The sequence below is a fragment of the Roseibium marinum genome (assembly GCF_002906165.1).
In the GTDB taxonomy this organism is placed as follows: domain Bacteria; phylum Pseudomonadota; class Alphaproteobacteria; order Rhizobiales; family Stappiaceae; genus Roseibium; species Roseibium marinum.
The window spans coordinates 33,151-54,382 of the sequence record NZ_PPCN01000008.1 but is presented as its reverse complement, the minus strand read 5'-3'; the positions used below and the strand labels follow the sequence as shown (position 1 = coordinate 54,382).

Genomic DNA, 21,232 nt, shown 5'->3' with positions numbered 1-21,232 from the left:
TCCTAAACGAGAGCTTCTTCGGCGGACGCGCTCAGCGACCGGATTTCCGAGGATGCGGCGATGGTGTGGCTGGAGGCGAAGCGCTCGTGGTTCTGCGCAACCTTCGCAAGGTCGTAGAGATAGTTGACCATGACGCCGGCGGATTGCTGCATGCCTTTTTCCGAAATGTCGGCCCGGGCATGAACCTGGTGTATCTTCGCCCCGTTGCCGAGATGGAACCGGGCGACAGGATCGAGAGGCAGGCCGTCCTCGCGTTTGGCGGTGAGAAGATAATTCGCGGCAAGGCTCCGCATCCGTTCGTCGTCAGCCGGGTCGTATGACCTGCCGTCCTTCTTGAGCTTGCGCACCAGTCCGGGGATCGGTGACAGGGTGACGAAGGTCTTCAGGCCGGGCAGTTCGATGGAAAGATCGGTGACGACCTGCTTGATGAGCGAATTGCCGAAGGAAATTCCGGCGAGCCCTTCCTGGCAGTTTGAAATCGAGTAGAAAACCGCCGTGTCCGCGCGCTCGGCGTCGATCATGTCGCGGTTGCCGGCAAGCAGGTCCTGGATCGATCCGGGCACGCCCCTGGTCAGCGCCACCTCGACAAAAATCAGCGGTTCGTCGGGCATGGCCGGATGGAGAAAGGCGAAGCAGCGCCGGTCGGCTGGTTCCAGGCGGCGCCTCAGGTCGTCCCAGCTGTCGATCGCATGGACTGCTTCATAGGCGATGATCTTTTCCAGCAATTGCGCAGGGCTCTCCCAGCTGATGGGCCTGAGAACCAGGAAGCCACGGTTGAACCAGCTTCCGAACAGGTGGCGGAAATCCATATCAAGCGCCTGCAGCGCATCGTCGTCACGGCCGAGCCGCAAAAGATCCTCCCTCATCCTGACCAGCGAGCGCGTTGCATCGGGAACCTGGTTGAGACGGCGGATCAGTTCCTGGCGGGGCGGTTCGACAGCTTCCATGAAGGCTTGATAGCTGGCCTTCGACTGGCCTTTTTCATAGGTCTCCAGCGCGGCCCGGACCGCGGGCGCCGAGATGGTCAGGTCCTCGGCAAGATGACGGAAGAAAGCCCGCTTGTCATCGTCGTCCAGAGTGGCATAGCGGCTGAGAATCTGCCGGGCCATTGTGACGCCGGAGACTTCGCCGGTCGCACCGATCAGGTCGGCGACGAGCGCCTCCAGCGGCCTGCCATCCGTCTTGTCGGATGTTCTGAAGCGATATCTTCTCTCGAACACCGTTGAGAGGATGTCCGCCAGAAAGGTCATTTAGGTGCTCCCATGACAGTGTCGGGCAGCCAGGTGGCCAGATCCGGAAACAGGCACAGCAAAAAGATCGCGAATACCATGCAGGCCACATAAGGCAGCGATCCGGTGAGGATCGTTTTCAGCGAGATATCGGGCGCGATGCCGTTGATAACATAAAGGTTCAGGCCGACGGGAGGGGAAATCAGGCCGATTTCCATGTTGATGGTCAGCACGACGGCGAACCAGACAGGGTCGAAGTTGGCCGCGACAATGATTGGCAAAAGGATCGGCGCGGCCATCAGGATGACGGCGACCGGCGGCAGGAAAAAGCCGGCGATCAGCAGGAACCCGTTGATGGCCGCCATCAGGACCCAACGGTTGACGTCAAGCGTTCCGATCCATTCCGCGATGGCCTGGGTGATGAACAGCGAGGAGAGCATATAGGAGAACACACCCGCGGCGGCGATGATGAAAAGGATCATCACGCTTTCCTTGGTGCTGTCGCGCAGAACGACCCACAAGGCGGCCAGACTCCAGAGCTTGTAGATGATCATGGCGATCAACAGGCACAACAGCGCCCCCACGGCGGCGGTTTCCGATGGCGTCGCGACACCTCCGTACATGGCGTAGAGAACACCGAGAATGATTGCCAGGAAAGGCAGGACGCGCGGCAGGATCTCGAATCTCTGTTTCCAGGAATAGCTGCCCGCGCTCAGGACACTGGCGTTGCCACTTCGCCAGGTCGAATAAAGCGACCAGGCCATGAACAGGCCCATCAGCATCAGGCCGGGAATGACGCCGGCCAAGAACAGGCGGCCGATCGATGTTTCCGTTGCGATACCGTAGACGATCATGGTGACCGACGGCGGGATGAGAATGCCCAGGGTGCCACCGGCGGCAATGGACCCGGCGGCGACGCCATCGGGATAGCCGCGCTTGCGCATTTCCGGAATGCCCATCTTGCCGATGGCGGCGCAGGTCGCGGGCGAGGAGCCCGACATGGCGGCGAACAGGGCGCAGGCGCCGAGATTGGAGACCACCAGTCCGCCGGGAATGCGCGTCAGCCAGCGCTCGAGCGCTTCGTAAAGGTCCGCACCGGCCCGGGTGGAGGCGATGGAGGCCCCCATGATGATGAACATGGGGATCGACAGGAGCGCAAAATTGTCGAGCTTGCCGAAAAAGATTTCCGGCATCAATTCAAGGGAGCGCGAGCCGTCGAAAGCGAGTAGGAAACCGGCCGAAACGATCAGGAGGCCGATGGCGACCGAGACGCCGGAGAACAGGACGAGGATTGTGGTCACGGCGACCAGCAGGCCGAGAAAAAGCGGATCCATCAGGCGTCCTCCAATCCGAAGGGTTTTTCCAGTCCGGTCAGGACGGCAAAGAGATCCGCGACCAGTTGCAAAAGAAGCAGGCCGAAGCCGACCGGGATCGACAGATAGGGGATCCACAGCCTGACACCCCAGACCGTGTCCGATGTCCACCCGCGCGCCCAGGCAAAGTGCCAGTATTCAAAACCGTAGTAGAGCATCACGGCGACGATCAGGGACGAAGTGGAAAGCGTCAGACAGGCAAGAAAATATCTTGCGCGCGGGCCAAGCGACAGAGGAAACAGATCGACATTCACATGCCCGCGCAGGCGCTGAACATAGGGAAGGCCGACAAGCGTGGCGGTAATGACGAGATAGATGACCGCCTCGGTCTGCCAGACGGTGGAGGCGTTCAGCACGAAACGCACGAATATCATCTGGCAGGTGATGGCGACGGCAATGACGATCATCGCCGCGGAACACCAGCCGGCGACAGTCGAGATCGCCGCAACGCCGCGCAGAAAGGGATTGTTGCCGGCATACGCAACCGCAGCCGTACTGTGGCCCGCCATGGGTCACTCCTTCGAATGAAATCGGGTAGAAGGCGTTTTGCGGGGCGGCTGACCGCCGCCCCGGTTCAGATCGTGTCCCGGTGCGTCAGTTGACCGACAGCGCCAGGTCGAGAAGCTCTTGTCCATTGGGAGTTTCCTCCACAAACGCCTTGTAGGACGTTTCCTTGGCCAGGGCCCGCCAGGCTTCGAAGTCCGCTTCCGTCATGGCCGCGATCTCCACGTCATTGTCGCGGAAAACCTGCGCCGATGCAGCATCTTCCTTCTTGGCTTCTTCAAGATAAAAGGCCTGCGCCTTTTCGGAAGCGGAAAGCAGGGCTTTCTGCTGGTCCTCGTTCAGTCCCTCGAAGGTGGACTTGTTCATGAGAAGCGGCTGATACATGAACCAGAGCGCGTATTCCCCGGCGGGGGTGTAGCAGGAGACCTGCTCGTAGATCCGGTAGCTGACGAAGGAGGACGAGGACGTATTGGCCGCATCCAGCACGCCGGACTGCATGGCGTTGTAGATTTCCGAAGAGGACATGGAAGCGATGGATGCACCCGCGCCCGCAAGCATCTGTTCGAAAGCCTTGCCGGCCGCACGGGTCTGAAGACCCGGCATATCGTCAGGCTTGGTGATGCATTTTTCCTTGCCGGCAAAACCACCTGCCAGATAGCCATGGACGAGGACCATGACGTCGTCTTCCGCCATGATCCCCTCAATGGCATCCATGAACGGGCTTTCGTTCAACCGTGCGGCGTGATCGTGGTTTTTCACCAGACCCGGCATAAGGGTGAGATTGTATGCAGGCTGCTGTCCGCCGGCATAGCTGAGCGGCAGGACCGTCATGTCGAGCAGGCCGCGGCTGAGGGGCTTATATTGTTCGCGGGCCTTCAAGAGCGACTGCGAGGGGAAAATCTTGATGTCGAGGTCGACGTCCGCGGCGGCGACGTCATCGGCGACCATCTGCGCGACCTTGTGACGGACATCGCCGTTCGACCATTGATGCGACAGGCGCAGTTCTGTGGCGTTTGCCGTAAGCGCGCCGGCAAAGAGCGCCACGGCCGCAACGGACGCTGAGAGTTTGAAGTGCATTTTATTCCTCCCTGGAAGTTCCGGTTCTGGGACCGGGACATGATCTTACCCTTATGTCATGTTTTTTTGTCAAGCCTTTTTGTATACAAGAATGGCAATATTGCGCGCTAAAAAGGCTTATGCTAAATGCAACATCATGGAACGAAGACGCGCCGACTGTATTGCCGATGACCTGGAAGGACTGATTTTCGACGGTACTTTCGCCGATGGCGAGAGACTGGACGAGGTCCAGCTGGCCAACCGTTTCTCGGTTTCCAGAACACCCGTTCGTGAAGCTTTGCAACGGCTTACGCAGTCCGGCCTGGTTGAGCAGATCCCGCGCAGGGGCGTGTTCGTCCGTCAGCCCGGCCCCGTTGAGCTTCTGGAGATGTTCGAGGTCATGGCCGAGCTTGAAGCGGTTTGTGCCCGTCTCGCCGCCTCGCGCATTTCGGACGAGGGTTTCAAGAACCTCCTCGACGCCAACAAACGCTGCAAGTCCGTCGTCGAGGCACAGGATACCGACACCTACTACCGTGAAAACGAGCGTTTTCACGCGATCCTGTACCGGCAGTCCGGCAATGCTTTCCTGGAGCAGGAATGCCTCCGCCTTCAACGCCGCCTGCAACCCTTCCGCAGGGTGCAACTGCGCGTTCGCGGGCGCATGAGCCAGTCGATGGCGGAACACGAGGCGATTGTCGCCGCTATCGGCGATGCCGACGGCGAAAGAGCGGCTGAGGCAATTCGGCAGCACGTGTCCGTCCAGGGGGAAAAATTCCACCATCTGATCGCCCGCCTCAAGCCGGCGGCTGAATAACCGGCCGATCCTCCCGGACCGGAACCGGAGATCGGCTTGCGCCAGCGATGCGGTAAAAGCCGAAGAGCGATCCTGTTCGCGCGACCTTGGGTATAAGTGATTTAAAAGGCCCGAGGCGCTGGCAACTGACGCGGTAAGAGACTAATTTCGGTCCGAAAGAAATCCGCAAGAAGCCCTGCAGGGAGTCACGGGATGCTCAAAGCCCTCTATGTCGACGATGACGAGGATATCGCAACGATTGTCGAGATGTGTCTCGATCTCGACGGCGCCTATGAGGTTCGATGCGTGATGTCGGGCCGGGAAGCGCTGAACACGGCCCGCGAGTGGAAACCGGACGTGATCCTGCTGGATTTCATGATGCCGGAAATGGATGGACCAACGACGTTCCGCTATCTCAAGAAGGACAGCGAGACGGCGGAAATCCCAGTGATTTTCATCACTGCCAAATCGATGCAGGAAGACATCGCGAAGCTGGAAGCACTTGGAGCGGTCGGGGTGATTTCCAAGCCATTCGATCCGACAAGCCTGGCAGGTGAAATCAAGGCCATGCTAGCCTAGGGCACGGACCCATTTCATCCTCATTCATGGGGTCGTGACCTAGAGCGAGATGGGGTCAGAGAGACCGATTTGTTGGCGGAAACCGCCGAAGATCCTGGTGACCTTCAAATGGTCAATTCGGGGACCGTTCCTGCTCCGACTGCTCCGCAGAATAGTTCTTTTTCAATTTTATCTCTTCGATCAGACCAGTAAATTTTTCCAAGAGTTCACCCGGCCGAGTCTTCGATTTGATCAGGGTTGCGTCAACATGGATATGCTCGATATTCTCGTCAATAGCCGTCACCACAACGGTTTTCGTATTCTGCCGGTTTGGAATGAACTGGATCACGTCCAATCCTTCGCCATCCCTGATGTGGACTTGCTCCGATTTAGTGGAGAGGCTTTCACTCTGTGATGGCCATTTCGGCCACGAATGATACCGGCGATTTGTATCCCAATGCGGAATGTCTCCGGCGTGGATTGTAGAAGCCGTCGATGTATCGGCCAAAGGCCAATTCGGCGACGGCGCGGGTCTGGAAGATCGTTCTGCCGCCCAGTCCGTGCCTGTAGCGCTGGAGATAACCGTCATGCGGTTTTGCATCTTCAGTCTCCAAGAAGTGTTTTCCCGAAAGCCAGATTTGGGATCTCTATTCCTTAAGGTTGGCGGTATTCAGAAACTCTGATCCGGAAGACTGCATGCAAACACAATTGCGGCCATTGGCCTTGGCTTGATAAAGAGCTATATCCGCCGCGGAAAGAAGTGCTTCCTCCGAAGTGTTCGCATTGGATCCTGCCAGACCGCAACTGAACGTTACATGGAACTTTCTGTTCGTGGCGCTGAACTCAATGTGCTCGAACGCGCTTCGAATTCGATTGATCGTCTTTTCCGACTGGTCCGGTGTCGCATCGAGAAGGATGATGGCGAATTCCTCCCCACCGTAACGCGCGATGATATCGATGTTTCGGAATGAGTTTTTCAGCAACGTCGCAAAGGTCTGGATGACTGTGTCACCGACCTGGTGACCATAGGTGTCATTGATCGACTTGAAGTGATCAAGATCAAGCAGGGCAACGGTAAAGGCCGCCATGGTTCGTTTGCTGCGGTTCAGTTCACCAGTCAGCCGTTCCTTGAACGCGACATGGTTCAAAAGACCAGTCAGGCCATCGCGAACCATGATCTGGCGGAGTTCAACAGCCCTCGCGGCGCGCATCCGTACCATTTTCACGAGATAATTCACGTCGACAGGCTTCTTGATAAAATCGTCGCCGCCAATCTCCCGGGCCAGCTCCTGAATGTCTTTCTGGTAGATGGAAGACAAGAACATGATTGGAAGTGACGTATAAGCGGGATCCAGACGGATCGCCTGCGCGACATCAATACCGTTGGCTTGCGGCATGTCGATATCCATGATCACCAGATCCGGACGAAAGTCTTCAATAGTGGCTTCAGCCTGAAGCGGATCGTGGATGATCTCTACGCGCAAACCGCACTTTTCCAGAGCCAGCGCATAGACCGTTGCTGTGAGTTCATCATCGTCGATAATCAGAACACGGGCTTCGGGCATGTCGGATTTGCGGGTTTCCTCAAGGTTGGACAAAACCTCAACAGCGTTCACGGGCAGGCTCAGTAATCCCTTGGCTCCCATATGCACTGCCATGATCTTGAACTCGAAAGCCCGATCATCGGTTGTTAACAGGACCTTGCATTTTTTGCTGAGCGACTTGCATAGCTCGAATTGCGGGTCCATTTTTGGATTGATCAGGGCTACGGTGGCTGATTCCGCAGGAAAATTTTCCGTGTATTGGACAACTTCGAGTCCGAATTCACCCAGGGTGCGCGAAATTTCTTTGATGTTGTTCTCAGTATCAACAACAATCACAATTTTATTCGGAGATATAATTGTGATTTCTTGATGATTATCATCATAAAATAATGAATTTTCTTTGGAATTACTTTCCATTGCGCAAACTTTCGTTGCTCTTCAGCTGTGAATTCAATCTGCGTGCGGATCTAACCAGTCCGGTTGCTCCAGTCCGGCGAGCAAGGACTGGTCGATCTGTTCAACGAGTTTATTCACCGCCTGAATAATGAGGCTGGTATCCGCGCCGCAATCGACCATTTTTTCGACAGTTCTGGCAGGGAGATCGAGATCGTCACATCCGAACAAGTGAGCGCTTCCGACGAGCCGGTGCGCTATGTAGCGGACGATTTCAAATCCATTTGTTGCATTGCCGTTGCGAACCGCCGCCAGGCTGGAAACGAGTTCACTCTTGTCCTTGTCCAGGCGCCGTTCATACGCTGCTACAAGTTGTGCGGTCTTGGTTTTCAGAGCATCTGTCATGCGGCTTCCCTTTAAGGTTGCGCTCAATAGAATGCCATCTATGTATTAAGATACTTTTATGTATTTTTATTGTAAGATTTAACAATAATCTTGAACTAATTTATCGAAATATGGATTTTAATGTAATATTTGACAATAAATACTTAGTTTAATTGCCGCTACTATTATGTTAATTGTAATAATGGTGTTGGTATATTTATCGATGTCGGTCGTTATATTTCTCACTGGTTTGAAAAAAAACCTTCGGTTTCAGGCCGCTCCTGACACGCGGCTTTTTCTCTGTTTTATCTCTTCAACCAGCTCCGATACCCTTGCAGCGAACTCCCCCGGACGTGTCTTGGCCTTGATCAGTGTCGCATCGACGTGGATGTGCTGAACATTCTCATCGACCGCCGTCACCACCAGGATTTTGGTGCGCTCGGGAGCAGGAATGAACTGGATAAGGTCCAATCCGTCGCCGTCTTCTATCAGCCGGTCGAGGATAACGATGTCGAATTCTTGTTCGTCCAGCCGCCGCCTGGCTTCTTCAACCGTCCTGACATGAACCAGATCGAGATCAGGCTCCAGCCCGGCGGCAAGAACCGTATGAAAGTCATTGTCGTCTTCCAGATGCAGACCAAGCAGCCGGGTATCCGCCGGATTTGGTAACGGATTTCCGCCAAGTCCGTTGGCTACCTGCAAGGGGAATTCCACCCAGAAGGTGGTTCCCGAGCCAACCAGGCTATCAAAGCCGATCTGACCGTGCATCCCTTCGACGAAGCTTTTGGATATATTCAGACCGAGACCTGTGCCGCCCTCGCTCCTGGTCGCGCTGCCATCGGCCTGGGAGAAGGCTTGAAAGATGTGCTTCCTGAAATTTTCGTCAATCCCCACACCCTTGTCCACGACTTCGATCCTGCCCTTGCGCCTGGAAACCATGGTCCGGAGCGTAACCGTATGTCCTTTGTTAGAAAACTTCACCGCGTTTGAGATCAGATTGCTCATGATCTGCTGGAATTTCGTGGATTCCAGGGAGACGAGGATTTCATTGCTCGCCAGTTCCGCGTCAAGCTGAATACCGGCATCGTCCGCGTAGCCCTGATTGAGCTCCAGCGCCTTTTCGATTTCGCTGTTGAGATCCAGGACCTTCATCTCGAATTTGGTTTTGTTCGCGCGCAACTTTTCAAAATCGAGTATTTCGTTGACGAGTTGGATCAGCCGTTCCGTGTTTTTTCGGGCCATGCCAATCAACTGGAACACTTTGGGCGGCAAATCGTCCGGCGCGAGGGTGTCGATCAGTGTCAGCGATCCCCGGATGGAGGTAAGTGGCGTTCTCAATTCGTGGCTGACGGTGGAGACAAATTCCCTGCGCAAACGATCTATTTCCCTGCGCTGGCTGATGTCGCGAATCACACCGCTGAATTTTGTCGTGCCGTTAAACTTGACCGCGTTGATTGAAAGTTCGATCGGGAATATCCGACCGGACTTGTCAACGGCTTCGAGTTCGCGGGTGATATCGAGCGTTCGCCCCCCAAGTCCGTCTCTGTAGCGCTTAAGATAGCCGTCATGGGGTTTCGCATCTTCCGGTTTCATGAGCGTCTTGATATTGCATCCGATAGCTTCGGACGCGGTATAGCCGAACATGCGTTCGCAACTCGGATTGAACTGCTCGATCAGACCATAGCCATCGATCAGAATGAGTCCATCGACGACATTGTTAACGATCGCCGACGCGCGGGTGCGGCTCTCCATGAGTTCAGAATTTCGTTTTTGAATGGCGGACGCCAGTTCGCCGATTTCGTCGTTTCGCTCCGTGGGAAGATATTCGAGACTGTCCTCGTCGCTGGAATGGCGGACGGCGTCGGCAAGATCCGATAGCGGCTGCATCATGGACCTGGTGAAAACGACCGCGATCAAGGTGCTGATTGATATGACGATGAGTCCGACGATCAGGACTTCGTTGCGGCTTTGAGTCGCCGCGGCGTACCAGTCTTTCCTCGAGACGGTGACGATGACACCCAGATTGGCCGAAGCCTGGGAAAAGTAGCTTGTATCGCGGATGAAATATCCAACCTCATCCGGCGTATAGAACAGCCCCTGGTTTTCCGTGGTTTCCTGAACCCGCCGCACAATGTCCGGCAGCGGGCGTGTCAGACTGCCATTCATCTCGAGCCTGTGGACAGTCTGCCGCATGCCGAGGCTGTGCTCCATGAAATCGCCCGATCCGTTGACAACAAATGTATGTTGCTCCGGGTTGATTTCGGAAAAAGCGGATTTCAGCATCGTCTCGTAGTTGACGTTTATGACGAGAAAGCCGAACCGGTTCCCGTCGTCATCGTCGATCGGCATCATACCGCGCAACGTAGCGATGTAGGCGCCGTCCTGCTGACCGTATTCCCGGTTGTAGGAGATGTCGGAAAAGACAACTTCCCCGGAAGGTGCCTGTACCGCGTATTTGAAATAGGATTCCTGTTTCTTCTGTTGAAGCTCTTCGCTTTCCTTCACTTTCAATCCATACCGTGTCCGGTCGACACGGACGAGTTCCCGCCCGGCATCTTCCACACCGATATACCGGAACTGGAAATATTCCGGCCGTCCCCGAAGGACGGCTTGAAAGATGGTTGCGAGACGTGAGCGCCAGAGCGCGTCGGTGGAACCGTCCAAAGGATCGACACCATCATTTTTCATACTGCGGATCAGTCCCTGGAGCGGCGGCGTCTCGGAAACCGTTCTCAGGTCGTTGGCGATCAGGTGATAGTCGAAGCTGAACCTCTGGGAGAGCAACTGGGCTTCGGTAGCAAGATGCGTTTCCGCCAGATGAAGTGTTTCAGATCTGATGCGGACATAGGAAAGCGTGCCGATCGTGAGTGTGGAGAGGGCGACACAGAACGCGGTGAGGATCAGGGTCCGCTTCTTGAGGCTGGGGCGAATCTTCAACTCGTGCAGTTCCGCAGCAATCTTTCCAAACAGGCTCTTCTTCTTGAATGACACGGTGGGCCTCTGTTTCGCCTCTAGATCAACAGACATCCAATCGGAAACGACTGCAGGTCAAAAAGTTAATCGGCTTTAAAGTGTTAGAACATCTTGTCCGCGTTCAATCGAACGCAGGATGCGCCAGGGTCTGTGGACAATTAGGTTTGGGTCGCGGCGCGAGCCGGATTTCGGTGTCCGACGCAGTCGGGACCGAAATCCGCCGCGTCTCGAAGAGATTTGGCGCAAAACGCCCATTTCGGCGTCCCAATGTCTTGAAAGGGAACACCCTTCCTGCGACCTTGCTTCTTGAACTGGGCGTTTTGCATCCAAACCTCGACCAAATCCTTATTGTCCACAGACCCTAGAGCGTTTTCTCGATCTCTTCTCTTCAGCACCAACAGATGCTTCGACGAAGTTCTCCCTGCAAAAAGCAAATCCGGCGGGTGACGAAAGCTTCGCTCGCCGCTTCTGACTTCCTTACAGGCTTGCCGACCAGCGGCTTGCGTCATTTTTCCAGACGGGATGTAATCCATTCCGGCTGGCGTATTCCGTCGGCAAGCAACCGTTCGATGCGGTCGATCAGTTCCTGCACAGCATTGACGAGCAAATCCGTATCCGCGCCGTCGTCGACCAGTTTCTCGACTTCCTTGGCTGGTTCGGCCAGGTCATTGCAATCGAACAATCCGGCGCCGCCGTTTATGCGATGGGCGATGTAGCGGACATTGTCGAAGCTGGCGGCATTGAACTGGCTATCGTGAATTGACGATATGCTCGAAACGAGTTCGCCTTTGTCATTGTCCAAGCGCCGCTCAAATGCGGACACCATTTGCACTGCCTTTGATTTAAGAACACGGTTCATCGCGTTATCTCATTACGTTGTATCTATTAGTGTCCATCTTAAGTATTAAAATTCTTTTTAAAGTTTATTTATTGTAACAATTACCAATATACTGCATTATTATTTTTATCCCTGTCTATTTTTACAATGTTTTTCTGATGTGTTGCTTTCCAGCGAAATGACCCTGCATTTGCCGGTGGCCAAGGAGTTCCTCCGCGGAAATGTGGTGGAACTTGTTCTGGTACAAGTTGGCGGATTTGCCTTATGGTTGGCTATTTGCCGCGGATTGCAGAGACTTGCCTCTCTACGTCCCTTGAGGGCCGCAGACCAGCGTATCGAACGGCATGTGCAATCCATCGTCCACTTGAGCCGGTTCAAATGCAGGAGAGCTAAATGACAGAGAAACAGATGTTGACCATGGCGGACTTCGAGACGCTGGTGGACCAGGCGTTCGAGGTCCGGTCCGTGTCGCCGACCCTGCTCTTTTCTCTTGTCGAGGTGAAATCCATCGGATCGGGAGAGAGGGAAGGGCGCGCGTTTTCCGTGTTGTGGCAGGGACCGCCGGAGCCGGTACTGGAACAGGCGATCTACAGGCTCTATCAGTCTGAACTCGGTGAGCAAGACGTGTTCATGGTTCCGGTCGCCCAGAAAGCCGCCGGCATCCAGTACGAGGCGGTCTTTACCTGAACTCTTCCGGCAAACATCCGTTTCGCACGCAGGATTGTCGCCGCCCGAATTACGCTATGTACAACCCGTTGGGACCTTCCGGTCGCTCCTCCAGTCCAGAAGGTCGTAGACGCCCTTATCCTCGCGTTTCACGAAGCCGAGCCGGCTGTAAAGGCTCATGGCCGGATTTTCCTTTTCAACGTGAATACTGACGGCTTTGCCAGCGTTTGCGGCCTCTTCCATGAGATCCCGCAGGATGGCTCCGCCTATGCCTCTGCCGCGCGCTTCCGGTATCAGGGCGACGTCGATGATCCTGTGCTCCGACGTCCAGCGCTCCAGATAGAGGCGTCCGACCGCAGTCCCTTCCTGCTCGACGATCAGCCAGAGCGCGGCCGGATAGTGAGTCTGGTAGTGCCGGTGCTGCGCCTCAAACTGCATGGCGATGAAGGCCTGCTTTTCAGGCTCCGGCCAGGACGTTCTGGCGAGCTCCGTTTCCCGCGTCGATCGGTACAGCGCGGCAAGAAACGGCAGGTCGTCCTCGCGCATGGAGCGGTAGGCAATGCGGTGCTCTCCGGCGTGCCGGCGCGGCGGCAGCGGGAGAGCACCGGTTTGACGTCGCAAATTCATGCGTGTGATCCGTCAGTGCGGATTGGGTGTTATGTCCTGCGTCAGAGCGATCGCAGACAATGGATTGTCTCCAAGAGAGTTCCAGACGGCCGACCAGTGATCGAGGGACAGCTGGTTCAGGTAAAAGGCATTGCCGGAACTGCTGTCGAGAGCAAAAAGACTAAGGTTCTCGTCCGCATTCGATTGCAGGACGAGTGTGCTGTCACTCTTCACATGCGCAATGATCCGCAATGCCGACCAGTTCCTGTCCGCGCCTCCGGTCTGATAGGAGCCATAGACAGGGCTGTTCGGGCCGGAGCCGACCTGGGCCGCAAGATAGAGCCCGTCGTTGGAGGAAACCGCTACCGTCATGGTGTGAACCGGAGCGCTGAAAGAGCCGAAGAGAACCCATTCGGAGAAGGTGTTGGAGCTGACCTCCTCTTGAACCTTCATGTAGATCCTGCTGCCGATGCGTGCGAACACATGTACGAGTGCGTTGCCGTCGATACAGCCGACAAGCTGTTCGAACCCGGTCAGGCCGCCCCTGATGTCCTGCCAGCCCTCCCATTTTTCCGGGAGGAATGGGTGGTCGCTGGACTGGAAGTTCATATAGGGAACCGCGTCACTGTCCATGCCGAACATGATGATGCGGCCGTCCGCGTTCTGAACGGGTGCCAGGCTGCACAACGCTCCGGGGATCTGCAGCCAGTCCGACCAGGGCCGGTCAGGTGGAACCTCAACCGGAACGGTAATTTCAATCGGTGTGTCGGTGCCGGGCGGAACCACCGTGATGGTCTTTTGTTCGATCCTGTTGACGTTCTGGTATTTCCACCAGAGCGCATTGCCAGCGGCCGAACTGGTCGCGAAGATGTTCTGACGACCTGTGAGACCGTTGATCAGTGCCGTGTCTGTAAATCCGGTGACACCGTCCGGCTTGCCGAGGTCTTCGGGGTCCGCAAACCGGTTCGCAGCGTCCGGAGTGTTGCTTTCGTGCAGATAAATGAGGTTTGCTGACTGCGCATCCTGGGCAAGCAAGGCGACATAGCCTTCCTGCGTGACCGACGCATTGAGACGGTCCGTCGCATATGCCGATTGGGTCAGCCGGGTGAAGTAGTTGTAAAAAGGACCGTTTTCAGATTTCTGGTCCTTGTATTCAAGCTCCCCGTCCGGAGAGACCGCGGCAACGAAGATCCGGAAGTAGCTTGGTGCGGTATGAACGATACCCTCGAATTCTCCGGGGATTGCTTCTTCGACTGACATTTGATGTGTCCTTCCGCTAAACTGGGCGCCCATTCCAGACCGTAGTGCTGAGCGTATTCAATAGATTGGCCGTTGCCGCTAGCTGCGCGACGGATAAAGGCCCTGGAGAGCGATGATGAAATTCATTGCCAGGAAGGGCTGGACATTGTCATGCGCCTGGCTACCGCCGGTTGTGGACAGTGTCTGGGAGGCCATGTCGACAAGATTCGACGTCGTGTCCGAGTGGTATACCCGGTCGGAACCGGACCGGCCAAAAGATGTCGTCGTGGACGGGGCGGCAACTCCGCCGCTTGTGCTGCTCGCGCGGGCGATATGGCTGTGTGACGGGATTTGCTCTTCTGTGAGCGTGATCGTTTCGACACCGACCTTTTCACCAAGGCGACGCGAGGTCAGCCCGGGGCCGCTCCCCGGATGCATGGGCGCGCGACCCTGCATGTTCGGCAGGGCGGTTGTCGTTCGTCCGTCGCCGCCATAGGTGGTGCCGATGAGCGAGAAAAGCGCGGTGTTCTGGGAAACCGGCAATAGCTGGCCGTCGCAGAAAGCCCAACCGCGCGGCGCGAAGTTGCCTGCGAAAATTCGAATTTCAGCAATAAAAGGTTCTGACATGTCCGCCTCCTAATGCCGGCTCGGATAAATGCCGACGAGGGCAATGATGAAGTGCACACAAATGGTCGGCATCAGGTTGGTGTGAGATCGCGACCCACCGGTGTTGGCAACCATGTCCAATGCCATAGAGACATCCTGCCCGACATCCGCGTAGAGGTTGACCCCGACGCCTTCCGCAGTTACCCGGCCCTGCGGGGAAATCTGGTCGGCCGCGGCTTTGTTTGCATTGAAATCGTGTGAATGACTGGCGAGCTGGTTGATCGTCAGCGTTTCATGTTCAGTGCCGCTTTTGGAGCCGAGCCGTCTGGGGCTCAAGCCCGGCCCGGTTCCTGCATGAAGGGGGATACGACCCCTCAAGTCCGGCAAGCCGAATGTGGTCCTGCCGTCGCCGCCGTAGATGGTTCCCAAGAGGGAAAAGAGCGCGTCGTTCTGTGAAATCGCCAGAAGCTGGCCGTCGCAGAAGGCCCAGCCACGTGGGGCGAAATTTCCGGCGAACATGCGGATCTCGCCGACAAAAGGTTCAGACATCCTGTGTGCTCCGGCGTTAATTGCGTGAGGGAAAAAGACCCTGCAGGGCAATGCAGAAATTGAGCGTCTCGTAAGGCTGCATGTTGTTGTGCGCCTGCCCGCCGCCGGCATTCGTGACCGTTCCGGGCCGCAGGGCTGTCATCGAGGCGGCTTCGGGATCGCGGTACCCATAGTCGGGCTCAATTTCCGACCCGAACAATGTGCCATCCGGCGACCTGTTGTCGCCCGCGACCGACACAGCTTTCACCGTGTGGGTGTGGGCAGCGATCTCCGCTGCGTTGAGGGTAACTGTTTCCGCGCCGCCCTTCTGGCCCAGCGTATACCCATTGCCCTTGTGGATGGGCGTGCGGCTGCGCAAATCGGGAAGGGCGAAGGACGTTCTCCCGTCTCCGCCATATGTGGTTCCCAAGAGGGAATAAAGCGACTGGTTCTGGTTGATGGGCAGGATCTGGCCGTCCGTGAAGGCCCAGCCGCGCGGCGGGAAATTGAAGCCGATCATGCGGACTTCGGCGAGAAAAGGTTCTGACATGTCTCCCCCAATTGCTCCCCCAAAGGAACATGTAACAATTGCTTTAAGGGTCCCGGAAAAATCGCGGAACAGAATCTCAGGTTGTATATATCTGGAACTGTTCTTGTTTATTTTAACAACCTTCACATACATTTCTAAAATATTGCAATCAAAAAAACTTCGCATACGAGATGATGCGAACTCCGGTCCCGATCCGTCAAACTGACTAATAATCACGCATGCTCGCTGCCATTTATGCGCAAAAAACGCAACGTCATTGTGAGAGTGTTGAAAACATTGCAAAAAATTTAGCCGAAAAATTGAGGCTCTGACGCTCAATATATACAGAGCCGGTTTTGCTGCCTGGGCCTCGGTGTTGCCTCCAGGAGACAGAAATTTTCTATTTTTAATAGAAATAGGTGTAAATAATTACTAATGATTGATTTCTGAAAAGTCTCGTTTTAGTTGTGGTCGTCAAGCGGCTCCGATTGCACGGTCGAATTGCGCGCATCTGCGGCAGGGGACACCAGATTAAGGGGGGTGAATGTGTTTTCCGAAGCAAAACGGGTTATTTCAAGCAAATTCATTGATCCCTTGACGGACCGGGTGTTCGTATCCGGCTTCACATTACGGTCTATTCTGGTCGCATTACTGGCCGTTTTTGTGCTTGGCGCGGTCGACGTTCAAAATGCCAGGGCGGCCTGGGACGATTGTTCCGGTCTGACGGTGACGACAGGTGGGGACCTGACCCTTGATCTGACTGCCGACACCTGTACGCTGACAAACACGTTCCCGGGTACGAATGATTATATCAATTTCAACGCCGGATCCGGCTCCAGCGTGACGATTGACCTTATCGGCGTCGACGATCCTTCGGGCAGTTTTTCAGGGGTCTCCATCGCGCACGATGGGGGAACAACCGTCGTTACCAACGGTACGGCCTTCGGTCAGGCGAACGACTTCACCGGCGTTTTCGCCTGTTCCACCGGCTGTACGGTTTCCGGCAGCTACGACGCCGCCCCGATAAGCGGTCCGTTCAGCGTTAGCTATATCCAGAACGCGGGGTCTGGCTCGGTTGATTCATCCGCGCCGGAGATTTCCGTTTCCGCGGATATCGGCGGCGCGGTTACGGATGGGGGCACCAATACCCAAGGCACCCAGGCCGCCGGGTCCCCGGTGACGGTGACCTACACGGTGACCAACTCGGGGACGGCCGACCTGACAATCGCCACGGCAACCAGTTCCGCCCCGAGCAACGTCACGGTCGATTCCATCGGCGCTCCGGGATCGACGACCGTGACGAGCGGAGGGGGAACAACGACGTTTGCTGTACAGTACACCCCGACATTGGCAGGGGCTTTTTCCTTCGGTCTTTCCTTCGTCAACAACGACGCCGACGAGAACCCGTTCAACTTTACCGTCAGCGGAACCGCCACCGGTACGCCGGAGATTTCCGTTTCCGCGGATATCGGCGGCGCGGTTACGGATGGGGGCACCAATGCGCAGGGCACCCAGGCCGCCGGGTCCCCGGTGACGGTGACCTACACGGTGACCAACTCCGGCACGGCCGACCTGACAATCGCCACGGCGACCAGTTCGGCCCCGAGCAACGTCACTGTGGATTCCATCGGCGCGCCTGGCTCGACGACCGTGACGGGTGGCGGCGGAACAACGACCTTCGCGGTTCAGTACACCGCTACATTGGCGGGGGCTTTTTCCTTCGGTCTTTCCTTCGTCAACGATGACAGCAACGAGAACCCGTTCAACTTCACCGTCAGCGGGACGGCTACAGGGGCTCCCGAGATTTCTGTTTCAGCGGATATCGGCGGCGCGGTTACGGACGGGGGCACCAATGCGCAGGGCAACCAGGCCGCCGGGTCCCCGGTTACGGTGACCTACACGGTGACCAACACCGGCACGGACGATCTTACGATCGCAACGGCAACCAGTTCCGCCCCGAGCAACGTCACTGTGGATTCCATCGGCGCGCCTGGCTCGACGACCGTGACGGGTGGCGGCGGAACAACGACCTTCGCGGTGCAATACACGCCGACATTGGCGGGTGCCTTTTCCTTCGATCTTTCCTTTGTAAACGATGACAGTAACGAGAACCCGTTCAACTATACCGTCAGCGGGACGGCTACAGGGGCTCCCGAGATTTCCGTTTCGGCGGATATCGGCGGGGCGGTTTCGGATGGCGGCACCAATGCCCAGGGAACCCAGGCCGCCGGGTCCCCGGTGACGGTGACCTACACGGTGACCAACTCCGGCACGAACGACCTGACGATCGCAACGGCGACCAGTTCCGCCCCGAGCAACGTCACTGTGGATTCCATCGGCGCGCCTGGCTCGACGACCGTGACGGGCGGCGGCGGCACGACGACGTTCGCGGTTCAGTACACCGCTACATTGGCGGGGGCTTTTTCCTTCGGTCTTTCCTTCGTCAACGATGACGCCGACGAGAACCCGTTCAACTATACCGTCAGCGGGACGGCTACAGGGGCTCCCGAGATTTCCGTTTCGGCGGATATCGGCGGGGCGGTTACCGATGGCGGGACCAATGCACAGGGCACCCAGACTGCCGGAACACCGGTGACGGTGACCTATACGGTGACCAACTCGGGAACGGACGATCTGACGATCGCCACGGCGACCAGTTCCGCGCTGACCAATGTCACTGTGGATTCCATCGGCGCGCCTGGCTCGACGACCGTGACGGGCGGCGGCGGCACGACGACGTTCGCCGTACAGTACACGCCTACATTGGCGGGTGCCTTTTCCTTCGATCTTTCCTTTGTCAACGATGACGCCGACGAGAATCCGTTCAACTTTACTGTCAGCGGGACGGGAACGGGAATACCCGAGATTGCCGTTTCCGCGGATATCGGCGGCGCGGTTACGGATGGGGGCACCAATGCGCAGGGCACCCAGGCCGCCGGGTCCCCGGTGACGGTGACCTACACGGTGACCAACTCCGGAACGGCCGACCTGACGCTGGCGACGGCGACCAGTTCATCGCCAAGCAACGTGACAGTCGATTCCATCGGCGCGCCTGGCTCGACGACCGTGACAGGCGGCGGTGGCACGACGACGTTCGCGGTGCAGTACACGCCGACGTCGGTGGGCGCTTTTTCCTTCGGTCTTTCCTTCGTCAACAATGATGGCGACGAGAATCCGTTCAACTACACCGTCAGCGGTACGGCCAGCGGTGGGGCATCCTCGCTGGCCGCGACCTCCGGATCGGGACAAAGCACCGAAGTCGGGACTCAGTTCGATAACGTTCTGGTGGCCACTGTCACAAACGCCAGCGGTAACGGGGTCGCGGGCGTGGATGTCACCTTCACCGCGCCGTCGACCGGAGCGTCCCTGACCTTTGCCGGTACGGCGACCAATTCGGAAACGGTCACCACAGCGGCGGACGGCACCGCGACAAGTTCGGCGATGACGGCGAACGACACGGCCTCCTCCTATCGGGGCGGCGGTGCCCTTGAGCCCTACAAGGTCACCGCCAGTGCGACCGGCCTGACCAGCGCCTCCTTTTCGCTAACCAACGACCGGGATGCGGAAGCCGACATCCAGAAAACCAAGGAAGTCATCGCCTCCTTCGTGACAAACCGGGCCAACACCATCGTGTCCGGACAACCGGATCTGGTCTCGCGGCTGACCGGCGGGCCTTTCGGACAGCGAAGCGGAAGCAACGGCTTCAATTTCGATGTCACGCCCTATTCACGGTCCGGCAATTTCCAGTTTTCTCTCAGGGCCTTCGCCGATGCGCTTCGCGCCGACAATCGTGGAAACGGCGCCGGGCAAAGGGCGGCGGCCGGGGATGGCCGGTCAGTTCAACCGCAGGCGAGCGAGCCTGAGGACAGGTATGCAGCCTTCGACAACTTCAACACTTCCGGCACGATGAGCTATACCGCCGCGATGCCAACGCCTTCACACGAGGACACGCTCGCGATCCTGAGCGGAACCGGCGAGGAAGCCGCCGGGAGCGCAGCGCGGGACTCGCGATCGGGCTGGGATTTCTGGGCGCAGGGCAGTTACGCCGTCACTGAAAACAACGACAGCGACAGCCAGACCGGGCTGGTCTTCGCCGGCGTCGATTACCGCTACGGGGACCGCGCCGTCTTCGGTCTCATGGGACAACTCGACATAACCGACGAGACCAATGCAAGCGAGAATACGTCCGCCGACGGTGTCGGCTGGATGGCCGGCCCCTATGCGGTCGTCAGGGTGCACCAGAACTTCTATCTCGACGGCGTGTTCACCTATGGACAATCCTACAATTCCGTCAATGCGCTGGGGCTTTTCGAAGACGATTTCAGAACCCAGCGTTTTCTGCTGCAGGGCGGGCTGACCGGTGACTTCAAAATCGACAAATACACGAGGATCAGCCCCTTCGCGCGCCTGACCTATTATTACGAGGAACAGGAAGGCTATACCGATACGCTCGGCCGCCTGATCCCGTCTCAGGATTTCGATCTAGGACGGATCGAGTTCGGTCCGAAAATTTCCTGGGACCTCATGCTTGACGACAGCATTCTGTTCTCGCCGTTCCTGTCGCTTTCCGGGATCTACGATTTCAACAAGCTGCAGGACGATTCACCGACCGATGCAACGCTGGCTTCGTCCGATCAGGACCTGCGCGCCCGGCTGGAAGCGGGTGCCGCACTGCTGATCCCCGGCCGCAATATCCGGATTTCCGGGGAAGGCTTCTATGACGGTATCGGCGCGGCGGATTTCCGCTCTTATGGTGCGACCGTGAGTGTCACGATCCCATTCTGACGGTCCGGCCTTGCTCGGTCACGCGAGGGTCTTTTGCAGGGTGTGAAAGAAAACAGCCCTGAAACGCATAATCCGGCAGGCCGGTGATCCGTTTGACCGGAAAGGACTTTCTGAAAACTCAAGCCTAAACAGGTGCTTCAGAATTGCGCCGGTGCTGGACAGGTTCGTCAAAACGGGCTTAAAACCGGCCCTATCAGGTTAACTTGGGAGAATGCGGCCACGGCGCGGAACTGCTTTCAGGCAGCCGCGATCACCTCAATCTCGATCTTCCAGTCTTCCGAGAGCGTTTGCGCGACGATCGCGGTTGTCGGCACACGCCTTTCGCCAAGAGCGGCCAGGCGGGCCTGCTGATTTTGCGCCGCGTAGGCAGGATCTCTCAAGTAGGATGTTACGCGGACGATGTTGTCCGTGGTCATTTGCGCTTCCGAGAGAACGCGACGGATGTTCGACCAGACACAGGTGAGCTGTTCCTCCAGAGTGCCTGGAGCTGTACCGTCCGCCTTCAGGCCCATGGTGCCGCTCAGATAGAGGATGCGCTGAGCGCCGGTCAGTTCGATGGCGTGAACATAGTCGCCGGTGGCCGGATAGATGCCGCTCACCGGATTGACAATTCTCTCGTGCATGCTGA

At 57.1% G+C, this 21,232-nt stretch carries 19 protein-coding genes and 1 pseudogene; 4 read left to right on the top strand and 16 right to left on the bottom strand.

What is annotated here, in order from left to right; translation table 11 throughout:
• Nucleotides 1-2: 2 nt before the first annotated feature.
• From CLV41_RS17355 to dctP, 4 genes are all read right to left on the bottom strand, one after another.
• A complete protein-coding gene (locus CLV41_RS17355) occupies nt 3-1,250 on the bottom strand; it encodes a malonyl-CoA decarboxylase (protein ID WP_103223694.1) in 1,248 nt (415 codons plus the stop codon).
• Entirely contained in the window at nt 1,247-2,563 is a 1,317-nt protein-coding gene (locus tag CLV41_RS17350) for a TRAP transporter large permease (protein WP_103223693.1), read from the bottom strand. The genes CLV41_RS17355 and CLV41_RS17350 overlap by 4 nt, the downstream gene beginning before the upstream one ends.
• Nucleotides 2,563-3,111 carry a TRAP transporter small permease gene (locus CLV41_RS17345; RefSeq protein ID WP_103223692.1) on the bottom strand — a complete coding sequence of 183 codons (549 nt, stop codon included), beginning with the start codon at nt 3,109-3,111 and terminating at the stop codon, nt 2,563-2,565. The genes CLV41_RS17350 and CLV41_RS17345 overlap by 1 nt, the downstream gene beginning before the upstream one ends.
• A gap of 85 nt (nt 3,112-3,196) precedes the next feature.
• Nucleotides 3,197-4,183, bottom strand: coding sequence for a TRAP transporter substrate-binding protein DctP (gene dctP / locus CLV41_RS17340; RefSeq protein ID WP_103223691.1), 987 nt, complete (start codon nt 4,181-4,183; stop codon nt 3,197-3,199).
• A 136-nt stretch (nt 4,184-4,319) separates the two neighbouring features.
• Between dctP and CLV41_RS17335 the strand changes: the two genes are divergently transcribed.
• Both CLV41_RS17335 and CLV41_RS17330 read left to right on the top strand, forming a co-directional pair.
• Nucleotides 4,320-4,976: a GntR family transcriptional regulator gene (locus tag CLV41_RS17335; protein ID WP_103223690.1), complete on the top strand. Its 657-nt coding sequence runs from the start codon at nt 4,320-4,322 to the stop codon at nt 4,974-4,976.
• Between the two features lie 192 nt (nt 4,977-5,168).
• Nucleotides 5,169-5,534 carry a response regulator gene (locus CLV41_RS17330; protein ID WP_103223689.1) on the top strand — a complete coding sequence of 122 codons (366 nt, stop codon included), beginning with the start codon at nt 5,169-5,171 and terminating at the stop codon, nt 5,532-5,534.
• A gap of 112 nt (nt 5,535-5,646) precedes the next feature.
• Here CLV41_RS17330 and CLV41_RS28150 read toward each other — a convergent pair whose 3' ends face one another.
• The 6 genes and pseudogenes from CLV41_RS28150 to CLV41_RS17295 all read right to left on the bottom strand — a co-directional run bounded on the left by CLV41_RS28150 (nt 5,647) and on the right by CLV41_RS17295 (nt 11,633).
• Nucleotides 5,647-5,862, bottom strand: a complete 216-nt coding sequence (locus CLV41_RS28150) for a hypothetical protein (RefSeq protein ID WP_146048589.1) — start codon at nt 5,860-5,862, stop codon at nt 5,647-5,649.
• 55 nt (nt 5,863-5,917) lie between these two features.
• Nucleotides 5,918-6,061, bottom strand: a pseudogene (locus CLV41_RS28145) (IS3 family transposase); the annotation flags it as partial.
• 99 nt (nt 6,062-6,160) lie between these two features.
• Entirely contained in the window at nt 6,161-7,474 is a 1,314-nt protein-coding gene (locus CLV41_RS17315) for a diguanylate cyclase (protein WP_103223687.1), read from the bottom strand.
• Between the two features lie 33 nt (nt 7,475-7,507).
• On the bottom strand, nt 7,508-7,855 hold the full coding sequence (locus CLV41_RS17310; RefSeq protein ID WP_103223686.1) for a hypothetical protein: 348 nt from the start codon (nt 7,853-7,855) through the stop codon (nt 7,508-7,510).
• Between the two features lie 249 nt (nt 7,856-8,104).
• Nucleotides 8,105-10,825: a sensor histidine kinase gene (locus tag CLV41_RS17305; RefSeq protein WP_170107238.1), complete on the bottom strand. Its 2,721-nt coding sequence runs from the start codon at nt 10,823-10,825 to the stop codon at nt 8,105-8,107.
• Nucleotides 10,826-11,312: 487 nt separating this feature from the next.
• Nucleotides 11,313-11,633: an Hpt domain-containing protein gene (locus CLV41_RS17295; protein ID WP_268952669.1), complete on the bottom strand. Its 321-nt coding sequence runs from the start codon at nt 11,631-11,633 to the stop codon at nt 11,313-11,315.
• A 405-nt stretch (nt 11,634-12,038) separates the two neighbouring features.
• Here CLV41_RS17295 and CLV41_RS17290 point away from each other — a divergent pair, with 405 nt between their 5' ends.
• Entirely contained in the window at nt 12,039-12,332 is a 294-nt protein-coding gene (locus tag CLV41_RS17290; protein WP_103223682.1) for a DUF6916 family protein, read from the top strand.
• A 54-nt stretch (nt 12,333-12,386) separates the two neighbouring features.
• On the opposite strand, the gene CLV41_RS17285 is transcribed toward CLV41_RS17290, so the two are convergent.
• The 5 genes from CLV41_RS17285 to CLV41_RS17265 all read right to left on the bottom strand — a co-directional run bounded on the left by CLV41_RS17285 (nt 12,387) and on the right by CLV41_RS17265 (nt 15,840).
• Nucleotides 12,387-12,938, bottom strand: a complete 552-nt coding sequence (locus tag CLV41_RS17285; protein ID WP_103223681.1) for a GNAT family N-acetyltransferase — start codon at nt 12,936-12,938, stop codon at nt 12,387-12,389.
• Nucleotides 12,939-12,950: 12 nt separating this feature from the next.
• Nucleotides 12,951-14,177, bottom strand: coding sequence for a hypothetical protein (locus tag CLV41_RS17280; protein ID WP_103223680.1), 1,227 nt, complete (start codon nt 14,175-14,177; stop codon nt 12,951-12,953).
• 78 nt (nt 14,178-14,255) lie between these two features.
• Nucleotides 14,256-14,783, bottom strand: coding sequence for a phage tail protein (locus CLV41_RS17275; protein WP_103223679.1), 528 nt, complete (start codon nt 14,781-14,783; stop codon nt 14,256-14,258).
• Between the two features lie 9 nt (nt 14,784-14,792).
• Nucleotides 14,793-15,311: a phage tail protein gene (locus CLV41_RS17270; protein WP_103223678.1), complete on the bottom strand. Its 519-nt coding sequence runs from the start codon at nt 15,309-15,311 to the stop codon at nt 14,793-14,795.
• Nucleotides 15,312-15,327: 16 nt separating this feature from the next.
• Nucleotides 15,328-15,840: a phage tail protein gene (locus CLV41_RS17265; protein ID WP_103223677.1), complete on the bottom strand. Its 513-nt coding sequence runs from the start codon at nt 15,838-15,840 to the stop codon at nt 15,328-15,330.
• A gap of 525 nt (nt 15,841-16,365) precedes the next feature.
• Here CLV41_RS17265 and CLV41_RS17260 point away from each other — a divergent pair.
• On the top strand, nt 16,366-20,604 hold the full coding sequence (locus CLV41_RS17260) for a choice-of-anchor D domain-containing protein (RefSeq protein WP_170107236.1): 4,239 nt from the start codon (nt 16,366-16,368) through the stop codon (nt 20,602-20,604).
• 236 nt (nt 20,605-20,840) lie between these two features.
• Here the strand turns inward: CLV41_RS17260 and CLV41_RS17255 are convergent, their stop codons facing one another.
• On the bottom strand, nt 20,841-21,227 hold the full coding sequence (locus CLV41_RS17255; protein WP_103223675.1) for a RidA family protein: 387 nt from the start codon (nt 21,225-21,227) through the stop codon (nt 20,841-20,843).
• Nucleotides 21,228-21,232: the final 5 nt, after the last annotated feature.

Coding starts and splice junctions, on each gene's coding strand:
- CLV41_RS17275 (WP_103223679.1), bottom strand. CDS start 14,783: ATGTCAGAACCTTTTATTGCTGAAATTCGAATTTTCGCAGGCAACTTC.
- CLV41_RS17350 (WP_103223693.1), bottom strand. CDS start 2,563: ATGGATCCGCTTTTTCTCGGCCTGCTGGTCGCCGTGACCACAATCCTC.
- CLV41_RS17335 (WP_103223690.1), top strand. CDS start 4,320: ATGGAACGAAGACGCGCCGACTGTATTGCCGATGACCTGGAAGGACTG.
- CLV41_RS17315 (WP_103223687.1), bottom strand. CDS start 7,474: ATGGAAAGTAATTCCAAAGAAAATTCATTATTTTATGATGATAATCAT.
- CLV41_RS17290 (WP_103223682.1), top strand. CDS start 12,039: ATGACAGAGAAACAGATGTTGACCATGGCGGACTTCGAGACGCTGGTG.
- CLV41_RS17255 (WP_103223675.1), bottom strand. CDS start 21,227: ATGCACGAGAGAATTGTCAATCCGGTGAGCGGCATCTATCCGGCCACC.
- dctP (WP_103223691.1), bottom strand. CDS start 4,183: ATGCACTTCAAACTCTCAGCGTCCGTTGCGGCCGTGGCGCTCTTTGCC.
- CLV41_RS17270 (WP_103223678.1), bottom strand. CDS start 15,311: ATGTCTGAACCTTTTGTCGGCGAGATCCGCATGTTCGCCGGAAATTTC.
- CLV41_RS17330 (WP_103223689.1), top strand. CDS start 5,169: ATGCTCAAAGCCCTCTATGTCGACGATGACGAGGATATCGCAACGATT.
- CLV41_RS17310 (WP_103223686.1), bottom strand. CDS start 7,855: ATGACAGATGCTCTGAAAACCAAGACCGCACAACTTGTAGCAGCGTAT.
- CLV41_RS17280 (WP_103223680.1), bottom strand. CDS start 14,177: ATGTCAGTCGAAGAAGCAATCCCCGGAGAATTCGAGGGTATCGTTCAT.
- CLV41_RS17345 (WP_103223692.1), bottom strand. CDS start 3,111: ATGGCGGGCCACAGTACGGCTGCGGTTGCGTATGCCGGCAACAATCCC.
- CLV41_RS17285 (WP_103223681.1), bottom strand. CDS start 12,938: ATGAATTTGCGACGTCAAACCGGTGCTCTCCCGCTGCCGCCGCGCCGG.
- CLV41_RS17265 (WP_103223677.1), bottom strand. CDS start 15,840: ATGTCAGAACCTTTTCTCGCCGAAGTCCGCATGATCGGCTTCAATTTC.
- CLV41_RS17355 (WP_103223694.1), bottom strand. CDS start 1,250: ATGACCTTTCTGGCGGACATCCTCTCAACGGTGTTCGAGAGAAGATAT.
- CLV41_RS17295 (WP_268952669.1), bottom strand. CDS start 11,633: ATGGTGTCCGCATTTGAGCGGCGCTTGGACAATGACAAAGGCGAACTC.